At 70.5% G+C, this 20,097-nt stretch carries 19 protein-coding genes; 9 read left to right on the plus strand and 10 right to left on the minus strand.

The genetic code is table 11. The features are described from left to right. Positions 1-38: 38 nt before the first annotated feature. Genes ED92_RS13070 through ED92_RS13085 form a run of 4 tightly spaced genes read right to left on the minus strand, consistent with a single transcriptional unit; the run spans position 39 to position 4,421 of the window. Entirely contained in the window at positions 39-980 is a 942-nt protein-coding gene (locus tag ED92_RS13070) for a TAXI family TRAP transporter solute-binding subunit (protein WP_037337405.1), read from the minus strand. Then, positions 977-2,380 carry a HAMP domain-containing sensor histidine kinase gene (locus ED92_RS13075; protein ID WP_037337408.1) on the minus strand — a complete coding sequence of 468 codons (1,404 nt, stop codon included), beginning with the start codon at positions 2,378-2,380 and terminating at the stop codon, positions 977-979. Before ED92_RS13075 ends, ED92_RS13070 begins: the two co-directional genes overlap by 4 nt. Positions 2,381-2,383: 3 nt before the next feature. Continuing rightward, positions 2,384-3,052 carry a response regulator transcription factor gene (locus tag ED92_RS13080; protein ID WP_037337413.1) on the minus strand — a complete coding sequence of 223 codons (669 nt, stop codon included), beginning with the start codon at positions 3,050-3,052 and terminating at the stop codon, positions 2,384-2,386. Positions 3,053-3,062: 10 nt separating this feature from the next. Beyond that, entirely contained in the window at positions 3,063-4,421 is a 1,359-nt protein-coding gene (locus ED92_RS13085; RefSeq protein ID WP_037337416.1) for an MFS transporter, read from the minus strand. Between the two features lie 192 nt (positions 4,422-4,613). Here ED92_RS13085 and fabG point away from each other — a divergent pair, with 192 nt between their 5' ends. Then, positions 4,614-5,318, plus strand: a complete 705-nt coding sequence (gene fabG, locus ED92_RS13090) for a beta-ketoacyl-ACP reductase (protein WP_016334125.1) — start codon at positions 4,614-4,616, stop codon at positions 5,316-5,318. Between the two features lie 50 nt (positions 5,319-5,368). Beyond that, complete coding sequence (gene fabI, locus ED92_RS13095; protein WP_037337418.1) at positions 5,369-6,136, plus strand: enoyl-ACP reductase FabI; 768 nt, start codon at positions 5,369-5,371, stop codon at positions 6,134-6,136. Positions 6,137-6,200: 64 nt separating this feature from the next. Here fabI and ED92_RS13100 read toward each other — a convergent pair whose 3' ends face one another. From ED92_RS13100 to ED92_RS13110, 3 genes are all read right to left on the minus strand, one after another. Beyond that, positions 6,201-6,605, minus strand: coding sequence for a nuclear transport factor 2 family protein (locus ED92_RS13100; RefSeq protein WP_037337420.1), 405 nt, complete (start codon positions 6,603-6,605; stop codon positions 6,201-6,203). Positions 6,606-6,613: 8 nt separating this feature from the next. Continuing rightward, entirely contained in the window at positions 6,614-7,795 is a 1,182-nt protein-coding gene (locus ED92_RS13105) for a Cmx/CmrA family chloramphenicol efflux MFS transporter (RefSeq protein WP_037337422.1), read from the minus strand. Positions 7,796-7,866: 71 nt separating this feature from the next. After that, positions 7,867-8,451: a TetR/AcrR family transcriptional regulator gene (locus ED92_RS13110; RefSeq protein WP_037337424.1), complete on the minus strand. Its 585-nt coding sequence runs from the start codon at positions 8,449-8,451 to the stop codon at positions 7,867-7,869. An 85-nt stretch (positions 8,452-8,536) separates the two neighbouring features. Here ED92_RS13110 and ED92_RS13115 point away from each other — a divergent pair, with 85 nt between their 5' ends. Then, positions 8,537-9,583, plus strand: coding sequence for a ferrochelatase (locus ED92_RS13115; RefSeq protein WP_037337426.1), 1,047 nt, complete (start codon positions 8,537-8,539; stop codon positions 9,581-9,583). 115 nt (positions 9,584-9,698) lie between these two features. Here the strand turns inward: ED92_RS13115 and ED92_RS13120 are convergent, their stop codons facing one another. Next, positions 9,699-10,262, minus strand: coding sequence for a TetR/AcrR family transcriptional regulator (locus tag ED92_RS13120; protein ID WP_037337429.1), 564 nt, complete (start codon positions 10,260-10,262; stop codon positions 9,699-9,701). Positions 10,263-10,350: 88 nt separating this feature from the next. Here ED92_RS13120 and ED92_RS13125 point away from each other — a divergent pair, with 88 nt between their 5' ends. Both ED92_RS13125 and ED92_RS13130 read left to right on the plus strand, forming a co-directional pair. Continuing rightward, entirely contained in the window at positions 10,351-11,235 is an 885-nt protein-coding gene (locus ED92_RS13125) for an alpha/beta fold hydrolase (protein WP_037337431.1), read from the plus strand. Continuing rightward, complete coding sequence (locus tag ED92_RS13130) at positions 11,232-11,852, plus strand: VC0807 family protein (protein ID WP_037337433.1); 621 nt, start codon at positions 11,232-11,234, stop codon at positions 11,850-11,852. Before ED92_RS13125 ends, ED92_RS13130 begins: the two co-directional genes overlap by 4 nt. Positions 11,853-11,858: 6 nt before the next feature. Here ED92_RS13130 and ED92_RS13135 read toward each other — a convergent pair whose 3' ends face one another. Beyond that, entirely contained in the window at positions 11,859-12,656 is a 798-nt protein-coding gene (locus ED92_RS13135; RefSeq protein WP_037337435.1) for a hypothetical protein, read from the minus strand. A 119-nt stretch (positions 12,657-12,775) separates the two neighbouring features. Here ED92_RS13135 and ED92_RS13140 point away from each other — a divergent pair, with 119 nt between their 5' ends. The 4 genes from ED92_RS13140 to mshC all read left to right on the plus strand — a co-directional run bounded on the left by ED92_RS13140 (position 12,776) and on the right by mshC (position 18,225). Then, positions 12,776-14,173, plus strand: coding sequence for an ATP-binding protein (locus tag ED92_RS13140; protein ID WP_037337436.1), 1,398 nt, complete (start codon positions 12,776-12,778; stop codon positions 14,171-14,173). Further along, positions 14,170-16,128 carry a VWA domain-containing protein gene (locus ED92_RS13145; protein WP_037337440.1) on the plus strand — a complete coding sequence of 653 codons (1,959 nt, stop codon included), beginning with the start codon at positions 14,170-14,172 and terminating at the stop codon, positions 16,126-16,128. Before ED92_RS13140 ends, ED92_RS13145 begins: the two co-directional genes overlap by 4 nt. Before the next feature lie 19 nt (positions 16,129-16,147). Next, complete coding sequence (locus ED92_RS13150; RefSeq protein ID WP_037337443.1) at positions 16,148-16,912, plus strand: MerR family transcriptional regulator; 765 nt, start codon at positions 16,148-16,150, stop codon at positions 16,910-16,912. A 74-nt stretch (positions 16,913-16,986) separates the two neighbouring features. After that, positions 16,987-18,225, plus strand: coding sequence for a cysteine--1-D-myo-inosityl 2-amino-2-deoxy-alpha-D-glucopyranoside ligase (gene mshC / locus ED92_RS13155; protein ID WP_037337446.1), 1,239 nt, complete (start codon positions 16,987-16,989; stop codon positions 18,223-18,225). Positions 18,226-18,297: 72 nt separating this feature from the next. Here mshC and ED92_RS13160 read toward each other — a convergent pair whose 3' ends face one another. Beyond that, a complete protein-coding gene (locus ED92_RS13160; RefSeq protein WP_037337448.1) occupies positions 18,298-19,905 on the minus strand; it encodes an ABC-F family ATP-binding cassette domain-containing protein in 1,608 nt (535 codons plus the stop codon). Positions 19,906-20,097: the final 192 nt, after the last annotated feature.

Genomic DNA, 20,097 nt, shown 5'->3' on the forward strand with positions numbered 1-20,097 from the left:
CCAGTGCGACGCGCATCCCTCTGAAGATGGAGCCGTGATCACCCGTGCAGGGCACGGTAGGCCGAAGCGGCCCCGGGATGCAGCGGGACCTTCCCGGTACCGATCAGCGTCCGGACGTCGAGGAACTGCGTTCCTACGGCGGCCGCGGGGACGAGGTCGGCGGCGTGCCCGGCCAGCACCCGCGCCACTGCGGCCGCGACGTCGTCGGGCAGTGACGGAGCGGCCAGCAGCAGGTTCGCGACGCCGATCGTCCGCAGCTCGCCGACACCCTGATAGGCCTGCGCCGGGACGTGGACCTGGTCGTACACGGGTCCGTAGCCGGCGCGCAGGGCGGGAAGGTGACCGTCGAGCGGGAGGAGCGTGATCGGGGTGGTGCGGTTCAGTTCGGTGAGCGCGGGGGTCGGGATCCCGCCGGACCAGAGCAGCGCGTCGACCTCGTGCGCGGCCAGCGCGTTGATCGCTTCGCCCAGGAGCAGGTTCTTGGCCTTCACGGGCACTTCGGCGCGGGCGAACAGACGGGTGCTGAACACCGCGACGCCGGACCCGCTCGCGCCCATCGCCACCGGCCGCCCGGACAGATCGGCGAGCGACCGCACACCGCCGTCCACCCGGACGACGAGCTGGTGGTAGTTCTCGTAGACGCGGCCGATGGCCGAGAACGCGATCGGGACGGAGAACGGCTCCGCGCCGAGGAAAGCGGACTCGGCGACGTCTCCGAGGACGAGCCCGAGATCGGCTCTGCCGTCCCGTAGCCGACGCAGGTTCTCGACACTTGCCTCGGTGGCGACGGCGCTCGCCCGCAGCCGTGGTTCCGCCCGGTTCAATTGCTGGGCCAGGAGTTCCGCGAAGGCCAGATAGAACCCGCCGTTCTCGCCCGCCGCGATGACGACCTCTCGCTCCGGACCTCGGTAGCCCGCGGCCGAACAGCCCGCGAGTGGCGCGAGCCCGGCGAGGAGTGCGGTGCGCCTGGTGACGGTCATGGCTTTTCCCCTGCCGCTAGAGGGAGTTCGACGCGGACTTCGAGGCCGTGCGGTTCCGCCTCGCGCAGTTCGAGTTTCCCGCCCCTGGCGAGCACGTGCTGGCTCGCGATCGCGAGGCCGAGGCCTGTGCCGCGCGGGGCGCCATCGCCACCGGCACGCCAGAAGCGTTCGGTCGCGCGTTCTCTGTCCTCTTCGGACAGTCCAGGACCGTTGTCGGACACGAAGAGCGTCGCCGTCGTGTCGCCGGTTTCGTAGCCGGTGGTGATCGTGGCGCCGCGTCCCGCGTAGTGCACCGCGTTGTCCAGCAGGACATCCAGCACTTGGGCCAGTTCGCTTTCCTCGCACCGCACGGGCACCGGCTCGTCGTGGCCTTCCGACGCCGCGAGGCCCACTCCCGCGTCTTCGGCCGAGGGCCGCCACGCGTCGACCCGTTCCGCCAGGACGGCGGGGAGATCGCAGGGTTCGTCGCCGGATTCGCCCGCGGCCAGCCGGGTCGCGGCGCTTTCGGCGAGCGCCAGCGCGAGCAGCCCGTCCAGCAGGGATTCCAGGCGCTCGACCTCCGCGACGGTCGCCCGGTAGGCCCGCTGGCCGTCGCCGTCGACCTGCGCGGCGAGCGAATCCACCCGCAACCGCAAGGCGGCCATGGGATTCCGCAGCTGATGCGACGCGTCCGCGACCAGCCGCCGCTGCTGTTCGGCCGACTCGACGACGGCGTCGGACATCCGGTTGAACGACGTCGCGAGCGACCGCAGCTCCCGGGGCCCGGCCCGCTCGGGGACCTGCGCGCGATGTCCTTCGGTCACCGCCTGCACGCCGGTCTCCAGTTCGTGCAACGGCCGCACCATCCAGCGGGCCAGCAGGACGGCGAGCAGTACGAAGACCGCCGCGACCAGCACCGCGCCCGCGACGATCGCGGCCCAGCGGGCGGCGACGTCGGCCGCCGCCGTGGTCACCGACGCGCGGAGCACGACCACACCGGCCACCCGGGTCCCGGTGCCCACCGGACGGGCGAAATGGACCGGATCCGCCGACCACGGGCTGAGCTGTTCCGGCCCTTTCGCGGGCTGGTTGCGCAGCGCCGCCTCGACGAGCGAGCGGACCACCGGTTCCGCGGCGGTCATCCCACCGGTTTCGACCAGCGGCACGCCGCGCGCGTCGACCACCACGACCGCTTCGCCGTATAACGACGAATACCGCGCGGCGTCGACCGCCAGCGCGGTCGGGTCGGCGGCGTCGACCGCCTGCTGGGCGAGGACGACGAACCGGTCGACGTCGGCGTTGCGGGCGATCACGAGCTGCTGCGTGCGCTGTGCGGCCGTCGACCCGAACAGCGGGATCGCGAACGCGGCGACCACCGTCAGCGCGAGGGCGACGAGGACGACCAGCAGCCGGGTGCGCACCGGTCAGTCCCGGCCCAGCCGGTAGCCGAAACCCCGGATGGTGGTCAGCAGGCCCGGCCGGTCGAGCTTCGCGCGCAGCTGGGTCAGATGCACGTCGAGCGAACGGGAGACGGCGAGGTACGCGTCGCCCCACACCTCGTCCATCAGCTGCTGGCGGCTCACCGCGGTGCCCGGCCGGGCGGCGAGTACCGCCAGGACGGCGAACTCCTTGGCGGTGAGCCCGATGTCGTGCCCGTCGACCAGCACTCGCCGCGCGCCGAGGTCGATCTCGACGTCCTCGACGCGCACGACACCGTCCCGCGGTGCCGCGGAGACGGAGGCACGGCGGACGACCGCGTCCATCCTCGCCAGCAGTTCGGCGAGGCGGACGGGTTTGGTCAGGTAGTCGTCGGCGCCGAGCCGCAGCCCGCGCACGACGGACCGTTCGTCCCCGCTCGCGGTGAGCACGAGCACCGGTACCGGCGACACCTGACGGACCTTCCTGAGCACGTCGAGCCCGTGCATGTCGGGCAGGTTGAGATCCAGCAGGATCACGTCGGCGGCGCGGTGCCGGTGCAGCGCGTCGCTGCCGCGGATCGCGTGGGAGACGGTGTGGCCGCGTGACTGCAGCGCTTCGGCGAGCGCGTCGGCGACACCGGCGTCGTCCTCGACGAGCAGCACCCGCACGGCCACACCTTCCCGCCTAGCCTTCGCGGCCGGACACGAGCTCGGGCTCGGGCCGCTTCTTCTTGTCCAGCTCCGAGGTCTTCGAGGTTTCCCGCATTGTGCCGTACACGATCAGCGACACCAGGACACAGCCCGCGACGTAGTAGAAGAACACCGATTCGTGGCCCGCGCCCTTGAGCGCCTGCGCGATGAGCTCGGCGGTGCCACCGAAGATCGCTACGGTGAGCGCGTAGGGGAGACCGACGCCGATCGCGCGGATCTTCGTCGGGAACAGCTCGGCCTTCACGATCGCGTTGATCGAGGTGTACCCGGTGACGATCACCAGCCCGGCCAGCATCAGCAGGAAGGCGAGCACCGGCTGCTTCGTCCCGCCCATCAGCGTCATGATCGGGACGGTCAGCAGCGTGCCGGCGATCCCGAAGAACATCAGCAGCGGACGGCGGCCGATGCGGTCGGAGAGCTTGCCCGCGAACGGCTGCAGGATCGCGGCGACGAGGATCGCGCAGAACAGGATCAGCGTGACCGTCCGGCGCGGGATGCCCGCGGTGTTCTCCATGAACTTCTGGCTGTAGGTGGCGAAGGTGTAGAACGACACCGTGCCGCCGAGCGTGAGGCCGACGACGAGCGCGATCTCCTTGGGGTACTTGATCAGCGCGCGCAGGGTGCCCTTGTCGCCCGCGTCCTTGCCGGTGCCGGAGGCCTTGGTCTCCTCGAAGCTGGCCGACTCGTCCATTCCCCGGCGCAGGATCATCACCACGACCGCGGCGAGCGCGCCGACGACGAAGGCGATCCGCCAGCCCCACGAGGTCAGCTGCTGCTCGGTCAGCACGGCCTGCAGGAGCAGCTGAAGGCCCAGCGCCAGCAGCTGGCCGCCGTACAGCGTCACGTACTGGAAGCTGGAGTAGAAGCCGCGCTTGCCCGGAGTGGCCACTTCGGACAGATAGGTCGCGGAGGTCGAATACTCGCCGCCGACCGAGAGTCCTTGGATGAGCCGGGCCACCAGCAGCAGGATCGGCGCGGCGATCCCGATCGTGGCGTAGGTCGGCGTCACGGCGATCATCAGCGACCCCGTCGCCATCAACGTGACGGAAAGCACGAGTGCGCTTCGTCGCCCGAAGCGATCGGCGAACCGGCCCAGCATCCAGCCGCCGAGTGGCCGCATGAGGAAGCCGACCGCGAACACCGCCGCGGTGCCGAGGAAGGCCGCCGTCGTGTCCTTGGTGGGGAAGAAGGACTTCGCGAAGTACGTGGTGAAGGCGGCGTAGGCGTACCAGTCGTACCACTCGACCAGGTTGCCGATCGAGCCGCGCAGCACGTTGCCGACGACTCGACGTTCGCTCACGGGCGGCGACGCTTCGCCGATCCGGGTTGTCATCTTTGACCTCCTGTGTTCCGGCTCACGGTGAACAATCCGTGACCGCCGGGCAAGGTTTCGGCGCGGTTCCTAACATCCGCTTAGGACGGTCGCGGTTACCCGGAGGTAGGGGTGGCGCGGCTCCGGCGCGAACCTGGCGAGCCGATAACCTCAGTGCCGTCAGCGCGACAGGACGAGGCGAGGAGAGCTGAAGTGGGACGGTCGGTACTGGTCACCGGCGGCAACCGCGGCATCGGTTTGGCGATCGCGAAGGACCTCGCGGCGCAGGGGCACAAGGTCGCGATCACGCACCGCGGTTCCGGCGCGCCCGAAGGCCTCTTCGGGGTGCAGGCCGACGTCACGGACGCCGAGCAGATCGACGCCGCGTTCAAGCTCGTCGAGGAGCACCAGGGCCCGGTCGAGGTCCTCGTCGCGAACGCCGGGATGACCGACGACACCCTCCTCATGCGCATGAGCGAGGAGCAGTTCACCCGCGTCGTCGACGCCAACCTCACCGGCGCGTACCGGGTCGCCAAACGCGCCTCACGCGGCATGCTGCGGGGCAAGTGGGGCCGCTACATCTTCATCTCGTCCGTCGTGGGCCTCACCGGTTCGGCCGGGCAGGTCAACTACGCGGCCAGCAAGGCGGGCCTCGTCGGTCTCGCCCGCTCGCTCGCGCGTGAGCTGGGCTCGCGCAACATCACCTCGAACGTCATCGCGCCGGGCTTCGTCGCCACGGACATGACCGACGAGCTCGGCGAGGACCGCAAGAAGGAGATCCTCGCCCAGGTTCCCTCCGGCCGGTACGCCGAGCCGTCGGAGATCGCCGCCGCCGTCCGCTACCTCGCCTCCGAAGAGGCCGGTTACGTCAACGGTGCGGTGCTGCCGGTCGACGGCGGCCTCGGCATGGGCCACTGACGTCCCCGTTTTCCCGTACCGATCGCAAACCACTCCGGACTGGAGGTCCCGTGCCAGGACTGCTCGAAGGCAAGCGCCTGCTGATCACCGGCGTCATCACCGACGCCTCGCTCGCGTTCCACGCGGCCAAGATCGCGCAGCAGGAGGGCGCGAAGGTCGTGCTCACCGGCTTCGGCAGGCTGTCGCTCGTCGAGCGCATCGCCAAACGGCTCCCCGAGCCGGCGCCGGTGCTGGAGCTGGACGTCACCAACCAGGAGCACCTCGACTCGCTCGCCGACCGCGTGCGTGAGCACGTCGACGGGCTCGACGGCGTGCTGCACTCGATCGGGTTCGCCCCGCAGTCCTGCCTCGGCGCGCCGTTCCTGGACGCCCCGGGCGAGGACGTGAAGGTGGCCGTCGACGTCTCGGCGTTCTCGTTCAAGTCCCTGGCTGTCGCGACGCTGCCGCTGCTCTCGCCCGGCTCGTCGATCGTCGGCATGGACTTCGACGCGCGCGTCGCGTGGCCCGTCTACAACTGGATGGGCGTGGCGAAGGCGGCGCTGGAGTCGGTGAACCGGTACCTGGCGCGTGACCTCGGGCCGAAGGGGATCCGGGTCAACCTGGTCAGCGCCGGCCCGATGAAGACCATGGCCGCGAAGTCGATCCCGGGCTTCTCCGAGCTGGAGGAGGGCTGGGGCGACCGCGCGCCGCTCGGCTGGGACAGCTCCGACCCGGACCCGACGGCGAAGTCCGTCTGTGCCGTCCTGTCGGACTGGCTGCCTGCGACCACCGGCTCGATGATCATGGTCGACGGCGGAGTGCACGCCCTCGGCATCTAGGTCTCGATGCGCGTGAAGGCCTCCTTCCCTCGGCTCAGCCGCGGGAAGGGGGCCTTCACGCGCGTCAGGGCAGGACGGCGTTCGCGACGTGCCAGGAGTCCTCGAGCATCAGGTACTTGGTGATCCGGCCGTCGTCGTCCACTTCGAACTCGAGGCTGAAGGCCGTCTGGATCACCTTGCCGGTGCTGCGGATCGTCGAGCGCAGGCGGCCGATCGCGACCGCGTGCGGCCCGTCGACGAAGACGCGTTCGACGTCGAACCGGTCCTTGATCAGGCCCTTGTCGAGCAGGTCGTAGAACTCACGGATTTCCGCCCGGTTCCGGCGCGGGCCGATCCACGGGACCAGATCCGTCGCGCCGGGGATGTCCCACGCGACGCTGTCGGCGAAGAGTTCCGTGGCGCCGTCAGTGTCTCCTGTGGACATTCGGCGGAAGAACTCGTCGAGGGTGGCCTTGGTGCGTTCGGACATGATTCTCCTTACTGGGTAACGGGTTCACGGAGCAGGCGGGTATCGTCGGTGCGCTGGACACCGGCTGCGAAAGTGAGTGCGACGACGGTGGCGACCCCGAGCCCGACGCTCACCCATGCCACGCTCGGGTAGCCGAGTCCGGCGTCGATCGACTCGCCGCCGAGCCACGGGCCGACGGTGTTGCCGACGTTGAACGCGGCGGTCGTGCTCGCGCCGACGAGCGTGGGGGCGTTGCCCGCCACGGCGAAGGCGCGGACGTTCAAGGCGGGATTGATCCCGAACCCGGCGACGCCGAAGAGGAAGACGGCGAAGATCGCGACCGGCGTCGCCGGACCGGAGACCGCGAGCAGCACCAGGGCGAGCAGGGCGACGGCGAGGCCGCCGTAGAGGGTCGCGAAGGGCCTCGCGTCGGCGAGCCTGCCGCCGGCGGCGATCCCGATCAGCGCGCCGAGCCCGAACAGGGAGAGCACGCCCGGCACCCAGCTTTCCGGCAGCCCGGCGACCTCGGTCAGCAGGGGCGCGAGGTAGCTGAAGGTCGCGAAGATCATCGCCTGCGCGAGCGCGATCACGCCGAGCGCCAGCCAGAAGCGGCCGCCCCGGTAGAGCCGCAGTTCGGTCGCGACGTCGGTCTTGTCCTCACCCTTCTGGGTCTCCGGGACCAGGGCGAAGACCCCGATCAGCGCGACCACGGTCAGCGCCGTGACCGCCCAGAACGCCGCCCGCCAGCCCGCGTGCTGGCCGAGGAAGGTCCCGGCGGGGACGCCGGCGATGTTCGCGACGGTGAGGCCGCCGACCAGGATGGCCAGCGCGCGGCCGCGGCGCTCGACCGGGACGAGCGCGACCGCGGTGGCCGCCGCGACCGCCCAGAATCCGGCGCACGCGACCGCGCTGACGACGCGCGTCACGAAGAGCAGGGCGTACCCCGAGCCCAGCGCGCCGACGACGTGCGAGAGCCCGAAGACGACGAGCAGGGCCATCAGGGTGGCGCGCCTCGGCACCCTCAGTGTCGCGATCGCGAGCAGGGGAGCGCCGACGACCATGCCGATCGCGAAGGCCGAGATGAGCAGCCCGGCCTCCGGGATGCCGACGTTCAGATCGACCGCCATCCCGGGGAGCAGGCCGGTGATCATGAACTCGGAGGTGCCGAGCGCGAACACGCTCAGCCCGAGTACGCAGACCGCCAAAGGCACGGGAAATCCCTCCAGTTTTGTATCGTTCGGTCCAAAATGTGGGCAGCGTCGCGCACAAGGGTTCGTTCGGTCTACTTCGCGGCGATCGCGTCCACCGCGATGGCCGCGACGGCCTCCATGGCCGCTCGTCCAGCGCCGCGCCGGGACATCAGCCGGAGCCCGGCGACAGTGCTGTGCGCGAACTCGGCGACGGCGCCGGGCTCGCGACCGCCGTCGATCGTCCCGTCCAGCTGTCCTTCCTTGGCGCAGGCCGAAAGAAGGGCGATGTGCCGCCGGGTGTCGGCGTCGATCCGCGCCTTGACCTCGGGATCGCGCTCGCCGAACTCCGCCACCGTGTTGACCACGAGGCAGCCTCGGCCGGGATGCTCGACTTCCTCGTCGATCGTGTACGCGAACAGGGCGCGGAACCGCTCGACGCCGGTCCCGGATTCCTCCAGCAAGGCGGTCCTGGCCGTGATCCCGCGTTCGGCGTAGTGATCGAGCGCGCGCATGAACAATGCGTGCTTGCTGGTGAAGGTGTTGTAGATGCTGCTGCGGCCCAAACCGGTGGCTTCGCAGAGGGCCTGTGTCGACGTGCCCTCATAACCGCGCGCCCAGAACGCGTCCGTGGCGCGCCCGACCGCGGCGCGCTCGTCGAATTCCTTCGGCCTGGCCATGGCAGCGACCGTACCAGGTTTTGGATCGGTCGGTTCAAAACGGGCCGGGTCAGCGTGCGGGGCGCCACAACGGCAAGATGACGGGGTGGGTTACGACGCGCTGCTTTGGCTTTCGTTCGGTGGTCCCGAGGGACCCGACGAGGTGATGCCGTTCCTGGAGAACGTCACGCGGGGCCGGGGGGTCCCCCGGGAACGGCTGCTCGAGGTCTCCGAGCACTACCAGCACTTCGGCGGGGTCTCGCCGATCAACCGGCTGAACCGGGACGCGATCTCCGCGGTCGAGAAGCGACTCGCGGCCGCCGGGATCGATCTGCCCGTCCACTTCGGCAACCGCAACTGGCGGCCGATGGTCGAGGACACCCTGGCCGAGATCACAGAGGCGGGCGCTCGGCGCGTCCTGGTCTTCCCGACGAGCGCGTACGGCGGCTATTCCGCCTGCCGCCAGTACGACGAGGACATCGAGCGTGCCCGCGCGTCGGTCGGGGACGGCGCGCCGGAACTGGTGAAGCTGCGGCAGTTCTTCGACCACCCGCTGTTCATCGCCGCCTTCGCCGACGCCGTCCGGGCCGCGCACGCGAAGCTGGGGAACCAGCCCGGGACCAGGACGGTGTTCTGCGCGCACTCGGTGCCCGAGTCCGCTGACAAGGCGTCCGGACCGCCTTCGGAAGGCGGACGGCGTTACTCGCGCCAGATCGCCGAAGCGGCCCGGCTCGTCGCGGCGGAAGCGGGGATCGAGACCTACGACGTCGTCTGGCAGTCGCGCTCCGGCCCGCCGCAGGTGCCGTGGCTGGAGCCGGACATCGTCGACCACATCGACGCGCTGCACGCGGAAGGCGTGACCTCGGTCGTCGTCTGCCCGGTGGGTTTCGTGTCCGACCACCTCGAGGTGATCTGGGACCTCGACAACGAGGCCGCCGAGCGGGCCGCGGAGCACGGCATGGGCTTCGCGCGGGCTGCGACTCCGGACACCGACCCGCGGTTCGCGGAGCTCGTCGTGGAGCTGATCCGGGAGCACATCGACGGGGCGCCGGCGCGGAAGCTGTCGTCGTTCCCGGCGGCCGGGTGCACGATCAACGGGGCGCCTTGTGCGGTCGGCTGCTGCGAGCCCGCGAAGAGGCCCGCGCGCCCGTAAATGCCTTGCCCTCGCCGCCTTGCTCGCTGTGAAGTCCGTGAAGGCCTCCTTCCCTACCTTCAGGGTAGGCAAGGAGGCCTTCACGGACCTGGGACCAGATGCCGGGCTCGCTAGGTCAGGCGGCGATCCTCGACAGGTGCAGATCGATCAGCGCGATGGCCTCGTCGCCGGATTGGTAGCCGAGCAGCACCGCGTCACCGAGGCCGGCGACCAGCGCCAGCAGAAGGGTGGCTTCGGCGGCCGGGTCGACGGACTGGGCGAGATCGCCGTCCGCTTGGGCAGCGGCGATCAGGGCCGCCACCGTGTCGCGAAGCAGTCCGTGGCCGGTCCGGAAGTGACCGGCGATCTCCGGATCCTTGAGCGCGCGCACCAGGAAGGCGTTGGCGACCAGCGCGTCGTCCCGTCCGGCGTCGTCGAGGGGGAGCAAGGCGACGAGCAGGTCGCGGACACGAAGCGGGGTGGCGATGCGCTCCTCGATCCCACCTCGGAGGGTGGTCGCCGCGAAGCGCAGCATGTCGTCCCGTGACGCGAAGTAGTGCTGGACGAAGCCTTTCGAGATACCGGCTTCGGCCGCGACTTCGTTCAGGCTGACCCCTTCGAGTCCCCGGTCGGCCGCGATGCGGCGAACGGCCGCGGCGATCTGCCGCCGCCGGTCCTCGTGATCGACTCGCTTGGGCACCCACTCCTCCTTTTGGCAGTCCGATCGGATTGCAAACTTCTCACCGACTGTTTACAATCCGATCGTACCGTAAAGAGGAGGGGTGCGAATGAAGGTGGGCGGTTTCGCCTCGTCGGCGGCGCGAGCCGAGTACGAGGCCGTCTATGACCGAGGTTTGGCGGCCTTGCCCGCACCGACCGGTGTGCACGACATCCAGACGACGTTCGGGGTGGCGCGCGTGTACCGGTTCGGTGAACCGGGCGGGACACCGATCGTGCTGCTGCCCGGTCGCGCGGGCACCGCGGTGATGTGGGAGCCCAACCTCGCGGCGCTGCTCGGGCACGGCGAGGTCTACGCGGTGGACCTCATCGGTGAGCCGGGCCGCAGCGAACAGACCATCCCGATCCGCGACGGCGAGGATCAGGCCGCATGGCTGAGCACGGTGCTCGCGGAACTCGACCTACCCTCGGTCCACCTGATCGGGTATTCGTTCGGTGGCTGGCTCGCCGCCAACCTCGCGGTGCGGGCGCCGGAACGGCTGAGGTCGCTCACCGTGATCGACCCCGTGCTGACCTTCGGCGGACTGACCCCGGGACTCGTCGTCCGCGCCACCCTCACCGCGATCCCCGTCGTCAACCGCTGGGCCCGGCCGTCGTTCCTCACCTGGATCTCCGGTGGCGCGGAGGTCGATGCCACGGATCCGGTCGCGCGGGTGATCGACGAGGGAATGCGGACCTACCGCATCGCCCTGCCATCGCCGAAGTTGTTCACCGACGAACAGTTGCGCTCGCTACGGATGCCCGTGCTGGCCCTGATCGCCGGGCGCAGCGTCATCCACGATCCGGACCGCGCGGCCGCCCGCGCCCGTGAGCTTCTGCCGCGGGGACAGGTCGAACTGTGGCCGTCGGCGACCCACGCCATCGCCGGCGAATCCGCGGCCGAGGTCAACACGCGGGTCCTGAAGTTCCTGGCCGACTGCGAAGCGGACTCGTGACCGCGCGCGGCAGGAATCCCACGCTGTCGTTGCTGCTCTGGGACGTGGCGCTCCCGCTGGCCGCGTACTACGGGCTTCGGCTCGCCGGCCAGAGCGAGCAGATTTCGCTGCTCGCCGGGGCGGGACTGGCGGCGGCGCGGATCGCGTGGGTCGCCTTGCGCGACCGGTCGTTCGACGGCTTCGCCGCGTTGCTGGCCGGTGTGCTCGGGGTCGGACTCGTGCTCTCGCTGGTCACCGGTGACGTGAAGTTCTTGCTGCTGAAGGAATCCTTCGCCACCGCGACCGCCGCGATCGTGCTGTTGCTGAGCTGCTTCAGCCGCACGCCCATGATGCTCGTCGCGGTGCGGGCCGGTTCCAGTGCGGCGAAACGCGCGGAGATCGACCGGCTCGGCGACGAGGTCCCCGCCTTCCGGCGGGCGTTCACCCGGATGTCGGCGGTGTGGGGAGTGGCGCTGCTGCTGGAAGCCGCGGTCCGGGTGCCTCTGGTCTACACCCTGTCCGCCGACGTGATGAACGCGCTCAGCGTGATCCTGCTGCTCGCCGTCATCGGCGGGCTTTCGCTGTGGTCCGTCCGGTACGCCGAACGGATCCGGCGGGAGCACACCGTGGCCGCCTGAACCCGGCTACGGGTGCCTGTCACCCTGCTCGGCGAACACCCGCACCGCTTCGTTGATCGCCGCGCACCGGGCGTTGCGGACGGCTTCGGTCAGCGGCCGCAGGGCCTCCGCCCGCCGAAGCGCCGCCGACGACGAGAGCGCGCCACCCGGATCGTCGGATTCCGCGATGGCGAGGATCGCCGCGATCTCCTGGGACCGCTGGAGCACCCGCAGCGCCCGGCTCGGCATTCCGGCGGGCCAGGGCGCGTCGGTGGCCGCGCGGAGCCGTGCCGAGAGCTCGGCACGCACGCCTGGCCGTTCGCTGGCGACGTCCAGCGCCTGCAGCGCACCCGCGCTCGCGCGGATCGCGTCGGTCAGGCCGTGTTCCGCCTCGCCCAGCGGGCGGTATTCGAGGACGCCGGGCATGGGCACCGAGTACACGGTCCAGCGCATGAGACCTTCGGCGATCGCCTCGGGGACCACCCCGTAGCCGAGATCCGGCAGCACGACGGCCTCGCCGGTCCGCAACGCCGCCTTGGCGAACGGCCCGCCGCCACCCAGCCCCCGCACGTCCCCGGGCACCGGGAGCACCAGCTGCATGCTCTTCGCCCCCTGCGAACGGAGGGCGAGCAGCAGCTGGACCGGGGTCGCGGCCCGGTTGAACGCGAGCGGCAGATCGAACGCCTCGGCGGCGGCCGCGTCCGCGGCGACGAAGTCGTGGGCTTCGCCCCAGACCTGCAGGGCGTCAAGGATGTCGTCGGAGGCCGCGGCTCCGTTCAGCCACGCCGAAGACCAGACCGCGAGGGTCGCACTAGGACGGCACACCGGACTGATTTTAGTCGTGCTTTCGGTAAGACCAGGAAAGGGTCGCGTTGGTCGTTCGACGCGGAGCTGGAGTTGCTTCACGTCGACAGCGGCCACGCTCGCGACGTAGCGTCGAACGGGTGAACGATGTTCCCGCAAACCTGCCCCGGACCGCCGGGGACCTCCGCGCGGCGGGTCACCTGCCGCGGTCGATCAACCAAGAACTGCACGACAACCTGCTCGCCAAGCTGCGTGACGGCGAAGACGCCTGGCCCGGGATCGTCGGCTTCTCCCGCACGGTGCTGCCGCAACTGGAACGCGCGCTGCTGGCCGGCCACGACGTCGTCCTCCTCGGCGAACGCGGCCAGGGCAAGACCCGGCTGCTGCGCACCCTCGTGGGACTTCTCGACGAATGGACGCCCGTCATCGAGGGTGCCGAGCTGGGCGAGCACCCGCTCGACCCGATCACCCCGGAATCGCGCCGTCGCGCCGCCGAACTCGGCGACGCCCTCCCCGTGACCTGGCGTCACCGCGAAGACCGGTACACGGAGAAGCTGGCCACGCCGGACACCTCGGTCGGTGACCTCATCGGCGACGTCGACCCGGTGAAGGTCGCGGAAGGCCGCAGCCTTGGCGATCCCGAGACGATCCACTTCGGACTCGTGCCGCGCGCCCACCGCGGCATCGTGGCGATCAACGAACTGCCGGACCTAGCCGAACGCATCCAGGTCGCGCTGCTGAACGTGATGGAGGAACGCGACATCCAGGTGCGCGGCTACACCCTGCGCCTGCCGCTGGACGTGCTGCTGGTGGCGACCGCCAACCCCGAGGACTACACCAACCGCGGCCGTATCATCACCCCGCTCAAGGACCGGTTCGGCGCCGAGATCCGCACCCACTACCCGCTCGACGTCGAGGCGGAGATCGCGGTCGTGCGGCAGGAGGCCCATCTGGTCGCCGAGGTCGGCGAGCCACTGCTGGAGGTGCTCGCCCGGTTCGTGCGGAACCTGCGTGAGTCGCCGGTGATCGACCAGCGGTCCGGCGTTTCGGCGCGGTTCGCCGTCGCGGCGGCGGAAACGGTCGGTGCCGCGGCGTTGCGCCGGTCCGCGCTGACCGGCGAGGAGCCCGCGGTGGCGCGCCCGGTCGATCTCGACGCCGTGCCCGCCGTCCTGCGCGGCAAGCTCGAATTCGAGCCGGGGGAGGAGGGACGCGAGACCGAACACCTCGTGCACCTGCTGCGCCGGGCGGTCGCGGAGACGGCCCGCTCGCGGTTCGCCGGCCTGGACCTGCTGCCACTGGCCGACGCCGTCGAGTCCGGGCATCTTGTCGCCACCGGGGAACGCGTACCCGGCAAGGACGTCCTCGCCGCGCTGCCGGAACTGCCGGTCCTGCACGACGTCGCCGCGCGTGCGGGCGTCGCACCGGACGAACCGGCCGGGCGTATCGCGGCCGCGGTCGAGCTGGCGCTGGAATCCCTGTTCCTGTCGAGGAGACTCGCCAAGGACTCGGACGACTCGACGACCGTCTACGGCCGATGAGTTTCCTCCCGGAGGGGTATTCGTACGGGCCGTGGCACGACGGCCCCGATCCGCTGGCGCCGCCCGCCGATCTGCGGGACGCGCTCGACGAGATCGGTCGCGACGTCATGGCCGGCGCGTCGCCCCGGTCCGCGCTCGAAGAGCTGCTGCGGCGCGGCACCCCGCGCACCGCGGGGCTCGACGAACTGACCAGGCGGCTCTGGCAGCGGCGGTCGGAGATCCAGCGACGGCACCGGCTCGACGGCACGCTCCAAGAGGTCCAGCGGCTTCTCGACCAGGCGCTGGAGGCCGAGCGGCGCGAGTTGTTCCCAGATCCGGACGACGACGCCCGTTTCCGCGAGGCGCAGCTGGACGCGTTGCCACCGGGGACGGCCGCGGCGGTGCGCGAACTCGCCGAGTACGACTGGCGTTCGCGGGAGGGCAGGGAGAACTACGAGAAGATCCGCGACCTGCTCGGCCGTGAGCTGCTGGATTCCCGGTTCGAAGGGATGAAGGAGGCGCTGCGGAACGCCGGGCCGGAACAGGTCGAGCAGGCGAACCGCATGCTCGCCGACCTCAACGACCTCCTGGCCGCGCACGCCCAGGGCCGTGAGGACGTCCCGGAACGGTTCGCGGAGTTCATGCGCCGGCACGGCGAGTTCTTCCCGGAGAACCCGAAAAACGTCGAGGAGCTGATCGACGTCCTCGCCGCCCGCGCCGCGGCCGCGCAGCGGATGCTGAACTCGATGACCCCGGAACAGCGGGCCGAACTGGCCGAACTGTCCCAGCAGGCGTTCGGCGACCCTCGGCTCGCGCAGCAACTGTCCACTTTGGATGCCCAGCTGCGGTCGCTGCGGCCCGGCGAGGACTGGACGTCTTCGGAACGGTTCCGTGGCAACGATCCGATGGGTCTCGGCGAGGGTGCCCGGGCGATGTCCGATCTCGCCGAACTCGATGCGCTGGCCGAGCAGCTCGGCCAGTCGTATCCCGGCGCCAGGCTGGAGGACATCGACGTCGACGCGCTCGAACGCCAGCTCGGGCCGGACGCCGGTGTCGACGCGCGGCGGCTGTCCGAACTGGAACGCGAGCTTCGGCGGCAGGGACTTTTCGAACGTGCTCCCGATGGCACGCTTCGCTTGTCGCCCAAGGCTTTGCGGCGGCTGGGCGAGACGGCTCTGGCGGACGTCGTGAACACGCTGCGGGGCAAGACCGGGCAGCGGGAGACCGAGTCCGCCGGCGCCGCGGGCGAACCGACCGGCGCGACCAGGCCGTGGCGGTTCGGGGACATGCAGCCGTGGGACGTCTCCAGGACGGTCCGCAACTCCGTCCTGCGCTCGGTTTCGGTGGGGGAGCGATCGGTCCGGATGGACGTCGCCGACGTCGAGGTGATCGAGACCGAGCACCGGTCGCGCGCGGCGGTGGCGTTGCTCGTGGACACCTCGTGGTCGATGGTGCAGGAGGGCCGCTGGCTGCCGATGAAGCGGACGGCGCTCGCGCTGCACCAGCTGATCAGCACCCGGTTCCGCAACGACGCTCTCCAGCTGATCACCTTCGGCCGCTACGCGACATCGGTCGAGCTGGCCGAACTGGTGGGCCTGGAAGGCGCTTGGGAACAGGGCACCAACGCCCACCACGCGCTGCTCCTGGCCGGACGGCATCTGCGGCGGCATCCCGACGCGCAGCCGGTGGTCCTGATGGTCACCGACGGCGAGCCGACCGCGCATCTGGAACCGGACGGATCGGCGGAATTCGACTATCCGCCCCAGCCGAGGACGTTGCTGAAGACCCTGTCCGAAGTGGACCGGATGGCGAAGCTGGGCGCGTCGGTGACGGTGTTCCGGCTCGGGGACGACCCGCGGCTGACGGAGTTCGTCGACCTGCTCGCCCGCCGCTCCGGCGGCCGGGTGGTCGCTCCCGACCTCGACGGGCTCGGTGCCGCCGTGGTCGGCGACTATCTGCGGACCAGGAAGCGCTGAACTCGCCTACGCTGGCCCGATGGGGTATCCGGTCGGGAAGGTGGCGGCGCTCTCGGGCGTCACCGTGCGCACGCTGCACCACTACGACGAGATCGGCCTGCTGTCCCCGAGCGGGCGGACGGCCGCGGGGTATCGCAGCTACAGCGACGACGACCTCGACCGCCTCCAGCGCGTCCTGTTCTACCGGGAACTCGGCTTCGGCCTCGAAACGATCGCGAAGGTGATCGAAGACCCGGGCGTGGACGCGCTGGAGCACCTGCGGCGTCAGCGCGCGTTGCTCGCCGACCGGATCGGCGAGCTGACGCGGATGGCCGAATCCGTCGAGCGGGTGATCGCGGCGAAGGAGGCCGGGAACGCGCTGACCCCGGAGGAGCGGTTCGAGGTCTTCGGCGAGTTCCGTGAGCCGGAGGGCTACGCGGAGGAGGCCGTCCGTCGATGGGGTGATACCCCGCAGTGGCGGGCGGCGGCCCGGCCGCGGTCCAAGGAGGAATGGCTCGAAGCGGAGAAGAGCCGGGAAGACTGGGTCCGGCGGTTGCTCGCCGTCTTCGACTCCGGCGCGCCCGCCGACAGTTCTTCGGCGATGGACCTCGCGGAAGAACACCGCCGGATGCTCGCGGCGTTCATGGGCGACTGCGACCTCACGACGCACCGCGAGCTCGCCCGGCTGTACGCGACCGAACCGGTCCAGCTCGGCTTCCTGGTGCGCGAGCCGGACCAGCGGCCGGGCCTCGGCGAGTACATCCGGGACGCCGTCCACGCCAACGCGGACCGGGCCGCCGGATAGCGGTCCGGTTACTCCGGCCGTGTTCGTCTCCCACCGGGCGGGAACGGCGCGGCGGCTCCGCTTACAGTCGGGGTATGCAGACTTGGTCATCGGTCGACGTGCCCCGTATCCCCGGCACCCCCCGTCCGCTGCGGCTCCACGACACCGCGACGGGACAGATCCGTCCCACCGCGCCCGGGCCCACCGCCCGGATGTACGTCTGCGGCATCACGCCGTACGACGCCACCCATCTGGGGCACGCGGCCACGTACCTGACGTTCGACCTGGTGAACCGCCTGTGGCGGGACGCCGGGCACGAAGTCCACTACGTGCAGAACGTGACGGACATCGACGAGCCCCTGTTGGAGCGCGCCGAGCGCGACAAGGACGACTGGGTCGTCCTCGGCATGCGTGAGACGGCGCTGTTCCGCGAGGACATGACCGCGTTGCGGGTGCTGCCGCCGCGGCAGTTCGTCGGGGCCGTCGAGAGCATCCCGGAGATCGTCGAGGTCATCGCCAAGCTGCTGGCCAACGGCAGCGCCTACCGCGCGGACGATGCCGAATACCCGGACATCTACTTCGACCACAACGCCACCGGGCACTTCGGTTCCGAGTCGAACTACGACGCCGAGACCATGGCGAAGTTCTTCGCCGAACGCGGCGGCGACCCGGACCGTCCCGGCAAGCAGCACCCGCTGGACGCGCTGCTGTGGCGGATGGCGCGGCCGGGCGAGCCTTCGTGGGAGTCCGAACTGGGCGCGGGCAGGCCCGGCTGGCATATCGAGTGCAGCGCGATCGCGGTCAACCGGCTCGGTCTCGGCTTCGACGTCCAGGGCGGCGGCTCGGACCTGATCTTCCCCCACCACGAGTACAGCGCCGCGCACGCGGAGGCCGTCGCGGGGGACAGGCCGTTCGCGCGGCACTACGTGCACGCCGGGATGATCGGCCTCGACGGCGAGAAGATGTCGAAGTCGCGCGGGAACCTCGTGTTCGTCTCGCGGCTGCGCGCCGACAAGGTCGACCCCGGCACGATCCGGCTCGCGCTGTTCGCCGGCCACTACCGCGAGGACCGGCCGTGGACCGCGCAGTTGCAGTCGGATGCCGAAGCACGGCTGGCGCGTTGGCGTGAAGCGGTCTCTCTCGCCGCGGGTCCCGCCGCGGAGGACACCGTCGCGCGGCTGCGTGACCACCTCACCGACGACCTCGACACGCCCAAGGCGCTCGCGGCCGTCGACGCCTGGGTGGAGCAGGCGCTGAACCGCTCCGGCACCGACCCGGCCGCACCCGGGCTGATCCGGAACGCGGTCGACGCACTGCTCGGCATCGAGCTCTGAGGAACGTCAGGAAAGGGGCGTTCAGGACATCTTTCGTCCTGAACGACCCTTTCCTGACATCCGTATAACGCCCTACACGGCGACGCGACCGGCTTCCAGCCGGAGGTGATCACCCGCCCAATCACGCCGCAGCCATCGATCGTGGGACGCGATGACGACGGCACCCGGCGCGGAATCGAGCGCGGTGAACAACTCCTCGGCCAAGGTGAGCGAGATATGGTTCGTCGGCTCGTCCAGCAGGAGCACCTCGGGCGGATCGGCGATGAGCAGCGCCAGCGCGAGCCGCCGACGCTGCCCGACGGACAACGCGCCCACCCGGGTCCCGAGATCGCGCGGGGCCAGCAGCCCCAGCTCGCGCAACGGGGGAGCGTCCTCGCCGAGGGCTTCGGCGTAGGTCCGTTGCGCGGTCTTCTCCGGCTCGGCGAACACGACGTCCTGTGCCAGCAGGCCGATCCGCACGCCGCGTCCGGAAAGGACGGTGCCGGAGTCCGGGGTCAGCGAGCCGGCGAGGACGGACAGCAGCGTCGATTTCCCGGCGCCGTTGCCACCGGTGATCAGGAGCCTCGACGTCGTCGTGATGTCCAAGGTCGACAACCGCAGCCGTCCCGCGATCTCGATGTCCCGTACCGAGATCGCGGTCTTCCCCTCACCGGGCTCGCCGGTCAGATCGCCCTGGAACCGCAGCGGCGCGGGCGGTTTCCGCACCTGATCGCGTTCCAGTTCGTCCAGCCGCAGCTGGGCGTTGCGGACCCGGCGTGAGATCTGCTTCTGCACCCTCCCGGTCTTGAAGTCGTAGAGCATCTTGGCGTTGTCACGCTGCGGCCGGTTGTGCGCGACGTTGCGCGCGGTGACGGCCACCGATTCCCGCAGTTCCTTGAGCTCGTCCTGTTCCTCGGCGTACCGCTGTTCCCAGCGCGCCCGTTCGGCCCGTTTCTGGTCCAGGTAGTCGGAATACGTGCCGCCGTACCGGGTCGGGCCGCCCAAAGCCGGGTCGAGGTCGACGATGTCGGTGCACACCGCGTCGAGGAACACGCGATCGTGCGACGACAGCACGAGGACCCCGGTCAGCGAAGCGAGATGCTGTTCGAGGAACTCCATCGCGGCGTCGTCGAGGTGGTTCGTCGGCTCGTCCAGGACCAGGGTGCCTGGCCGCCGGATCAGCAACGCGGCGAGGCCGAGCCGCGACCGCTGGCCGCCCGACAACGTGCCCAGTTCGCGCGCCGGGTCGATCCCGGCCAGCCCGAGCCCCGCGCACACGACCTCGGCGCGCCGGTCGGCGTCCCACAGGTCGTGCGCCTGGGCCCATTCGAGCACCGTGCCGTACTCGTCGAGCACGGCGGCGTCGTCCGGATGCCGGGCTAGCACCGCGGTCAGTTCGTCGAGTCTCGCCGACGCCCGCCGGATTTCGGCGAGCGCGTCGTCGATGACGTCGGAGAACCGCGCCGTGAGCGGGAAAGGCAACTCCTGCAAGAGGAATCCGAGGTCGTCGCCGCGGAACACCTCGCCACCCTGCGGCTCTTCCACGCCGGCCAGCAGGCGCAGGAGCGTGGACTTGCCGACGCCGTTCTCGCCGACCAGCCCGAGCCGCTGCCCGGCCGAAGCCGTGAGGTTCAGGCCGTCGAGGACGACGCGGGCGCCGTAGGAGTGGACGAGGTCCTTGGCGATCAGGGAAAGAGACATACGACATCACCGTGCTTCTTCGGACATGGGGGGACCCCGCCGGGCTTCGTGGCTTGCGGGAGCTGTGCTCGACCGGAGCCGCCTCGGAACGGGGAAGGTGCGATGTCAGTTGTCCATGATGCGGAGAGTCTAACGCAACACCAGTAGCATTAGTCAACCCCCTTCTTGTTCGCCGGAGCGTGACTCGCTTGA

The sequence above is a fragment of the Amycolatopsis sp. MJM2582 genome, from assembly GCF_000754115.1.
Lineage (GTDB): Bacteria > Actinomycetota > Actinomycetes > Mycobacteriales > Pseudonocardiaceae > Amycolatopsis > Amycolatopsis japonica.

What these genes read in the sequence shown, in the direction of transcription:
- ED92_RS13070 (WP_037337405.1), bottom strand. Translation starts at nt 980, where the DNA reads ATGACCGTCACCAGGCGCACCGCACTCCTCGCCGGGCTCGCGCCACTC.
- ED92_RS13085 (WP_037337416.1), bottom strand. Translation starts at nt 4,421, where the DNA reads ATGACAACCCGGATCGGCGAAGCGTCGCCGCCCGTGAGCGAACGTCGA.
- ED92_RS13100 (WP_037337420.1), bottom strand. Translation starts at nt 6,605, where the DNA reads ATGTCCGAACGCACCAAGGCCACCCTCGACGAGTTCTTCCGCCGAATG.
- ED92_RS13110 (WP_037337424.1), bottom strand. Translation starts at nt 8,451, where the DNA reads ATGGCCAGGCCGAAGGAATTCGACGAGCGCGCCGCGGTCGGGCGCGCC.
- ED92_RS13125 (WP_037337431.1), top strand. Translation starts at nt 10,351, where the DNA reads ATGAAGGTGGGCGGTTTCGCCTCGTCGGCGGCGCGAGCCGAGTACGAG.
- ED92_RS13145 (WP_037337440.1), top strand. Translation starts at nt 14,170, where the DNA reads ATGAGTTTCCTCCCGGAGGGGTATTCGTACGGGCCGTGGCACGACGGC.
- ED92_RS13150 (WP_037337443.1), top strand. Translation starts at nt 16,148, where the DNA reads ATGGGGTATCCGGTCGGGAAGGTGGCGGCGCTCTCGGGCGTCACCGTG.
- mshC (WP_037337446.1), top strand. Translation starts at nt 16,987, where the DNA reads ATGCAGACTTGGTCATCGGTCGACGTGCCCCGTATCCCCGGCACCCCC.
- ED92_RS13160 (WP_037337448.1), bottom strand. Translation starts at nt 19,905, where the DNA reads ATGTCTCTTTCCCTGATCGCCAAGGACCTCGTCCACTCCTACGGCGCC.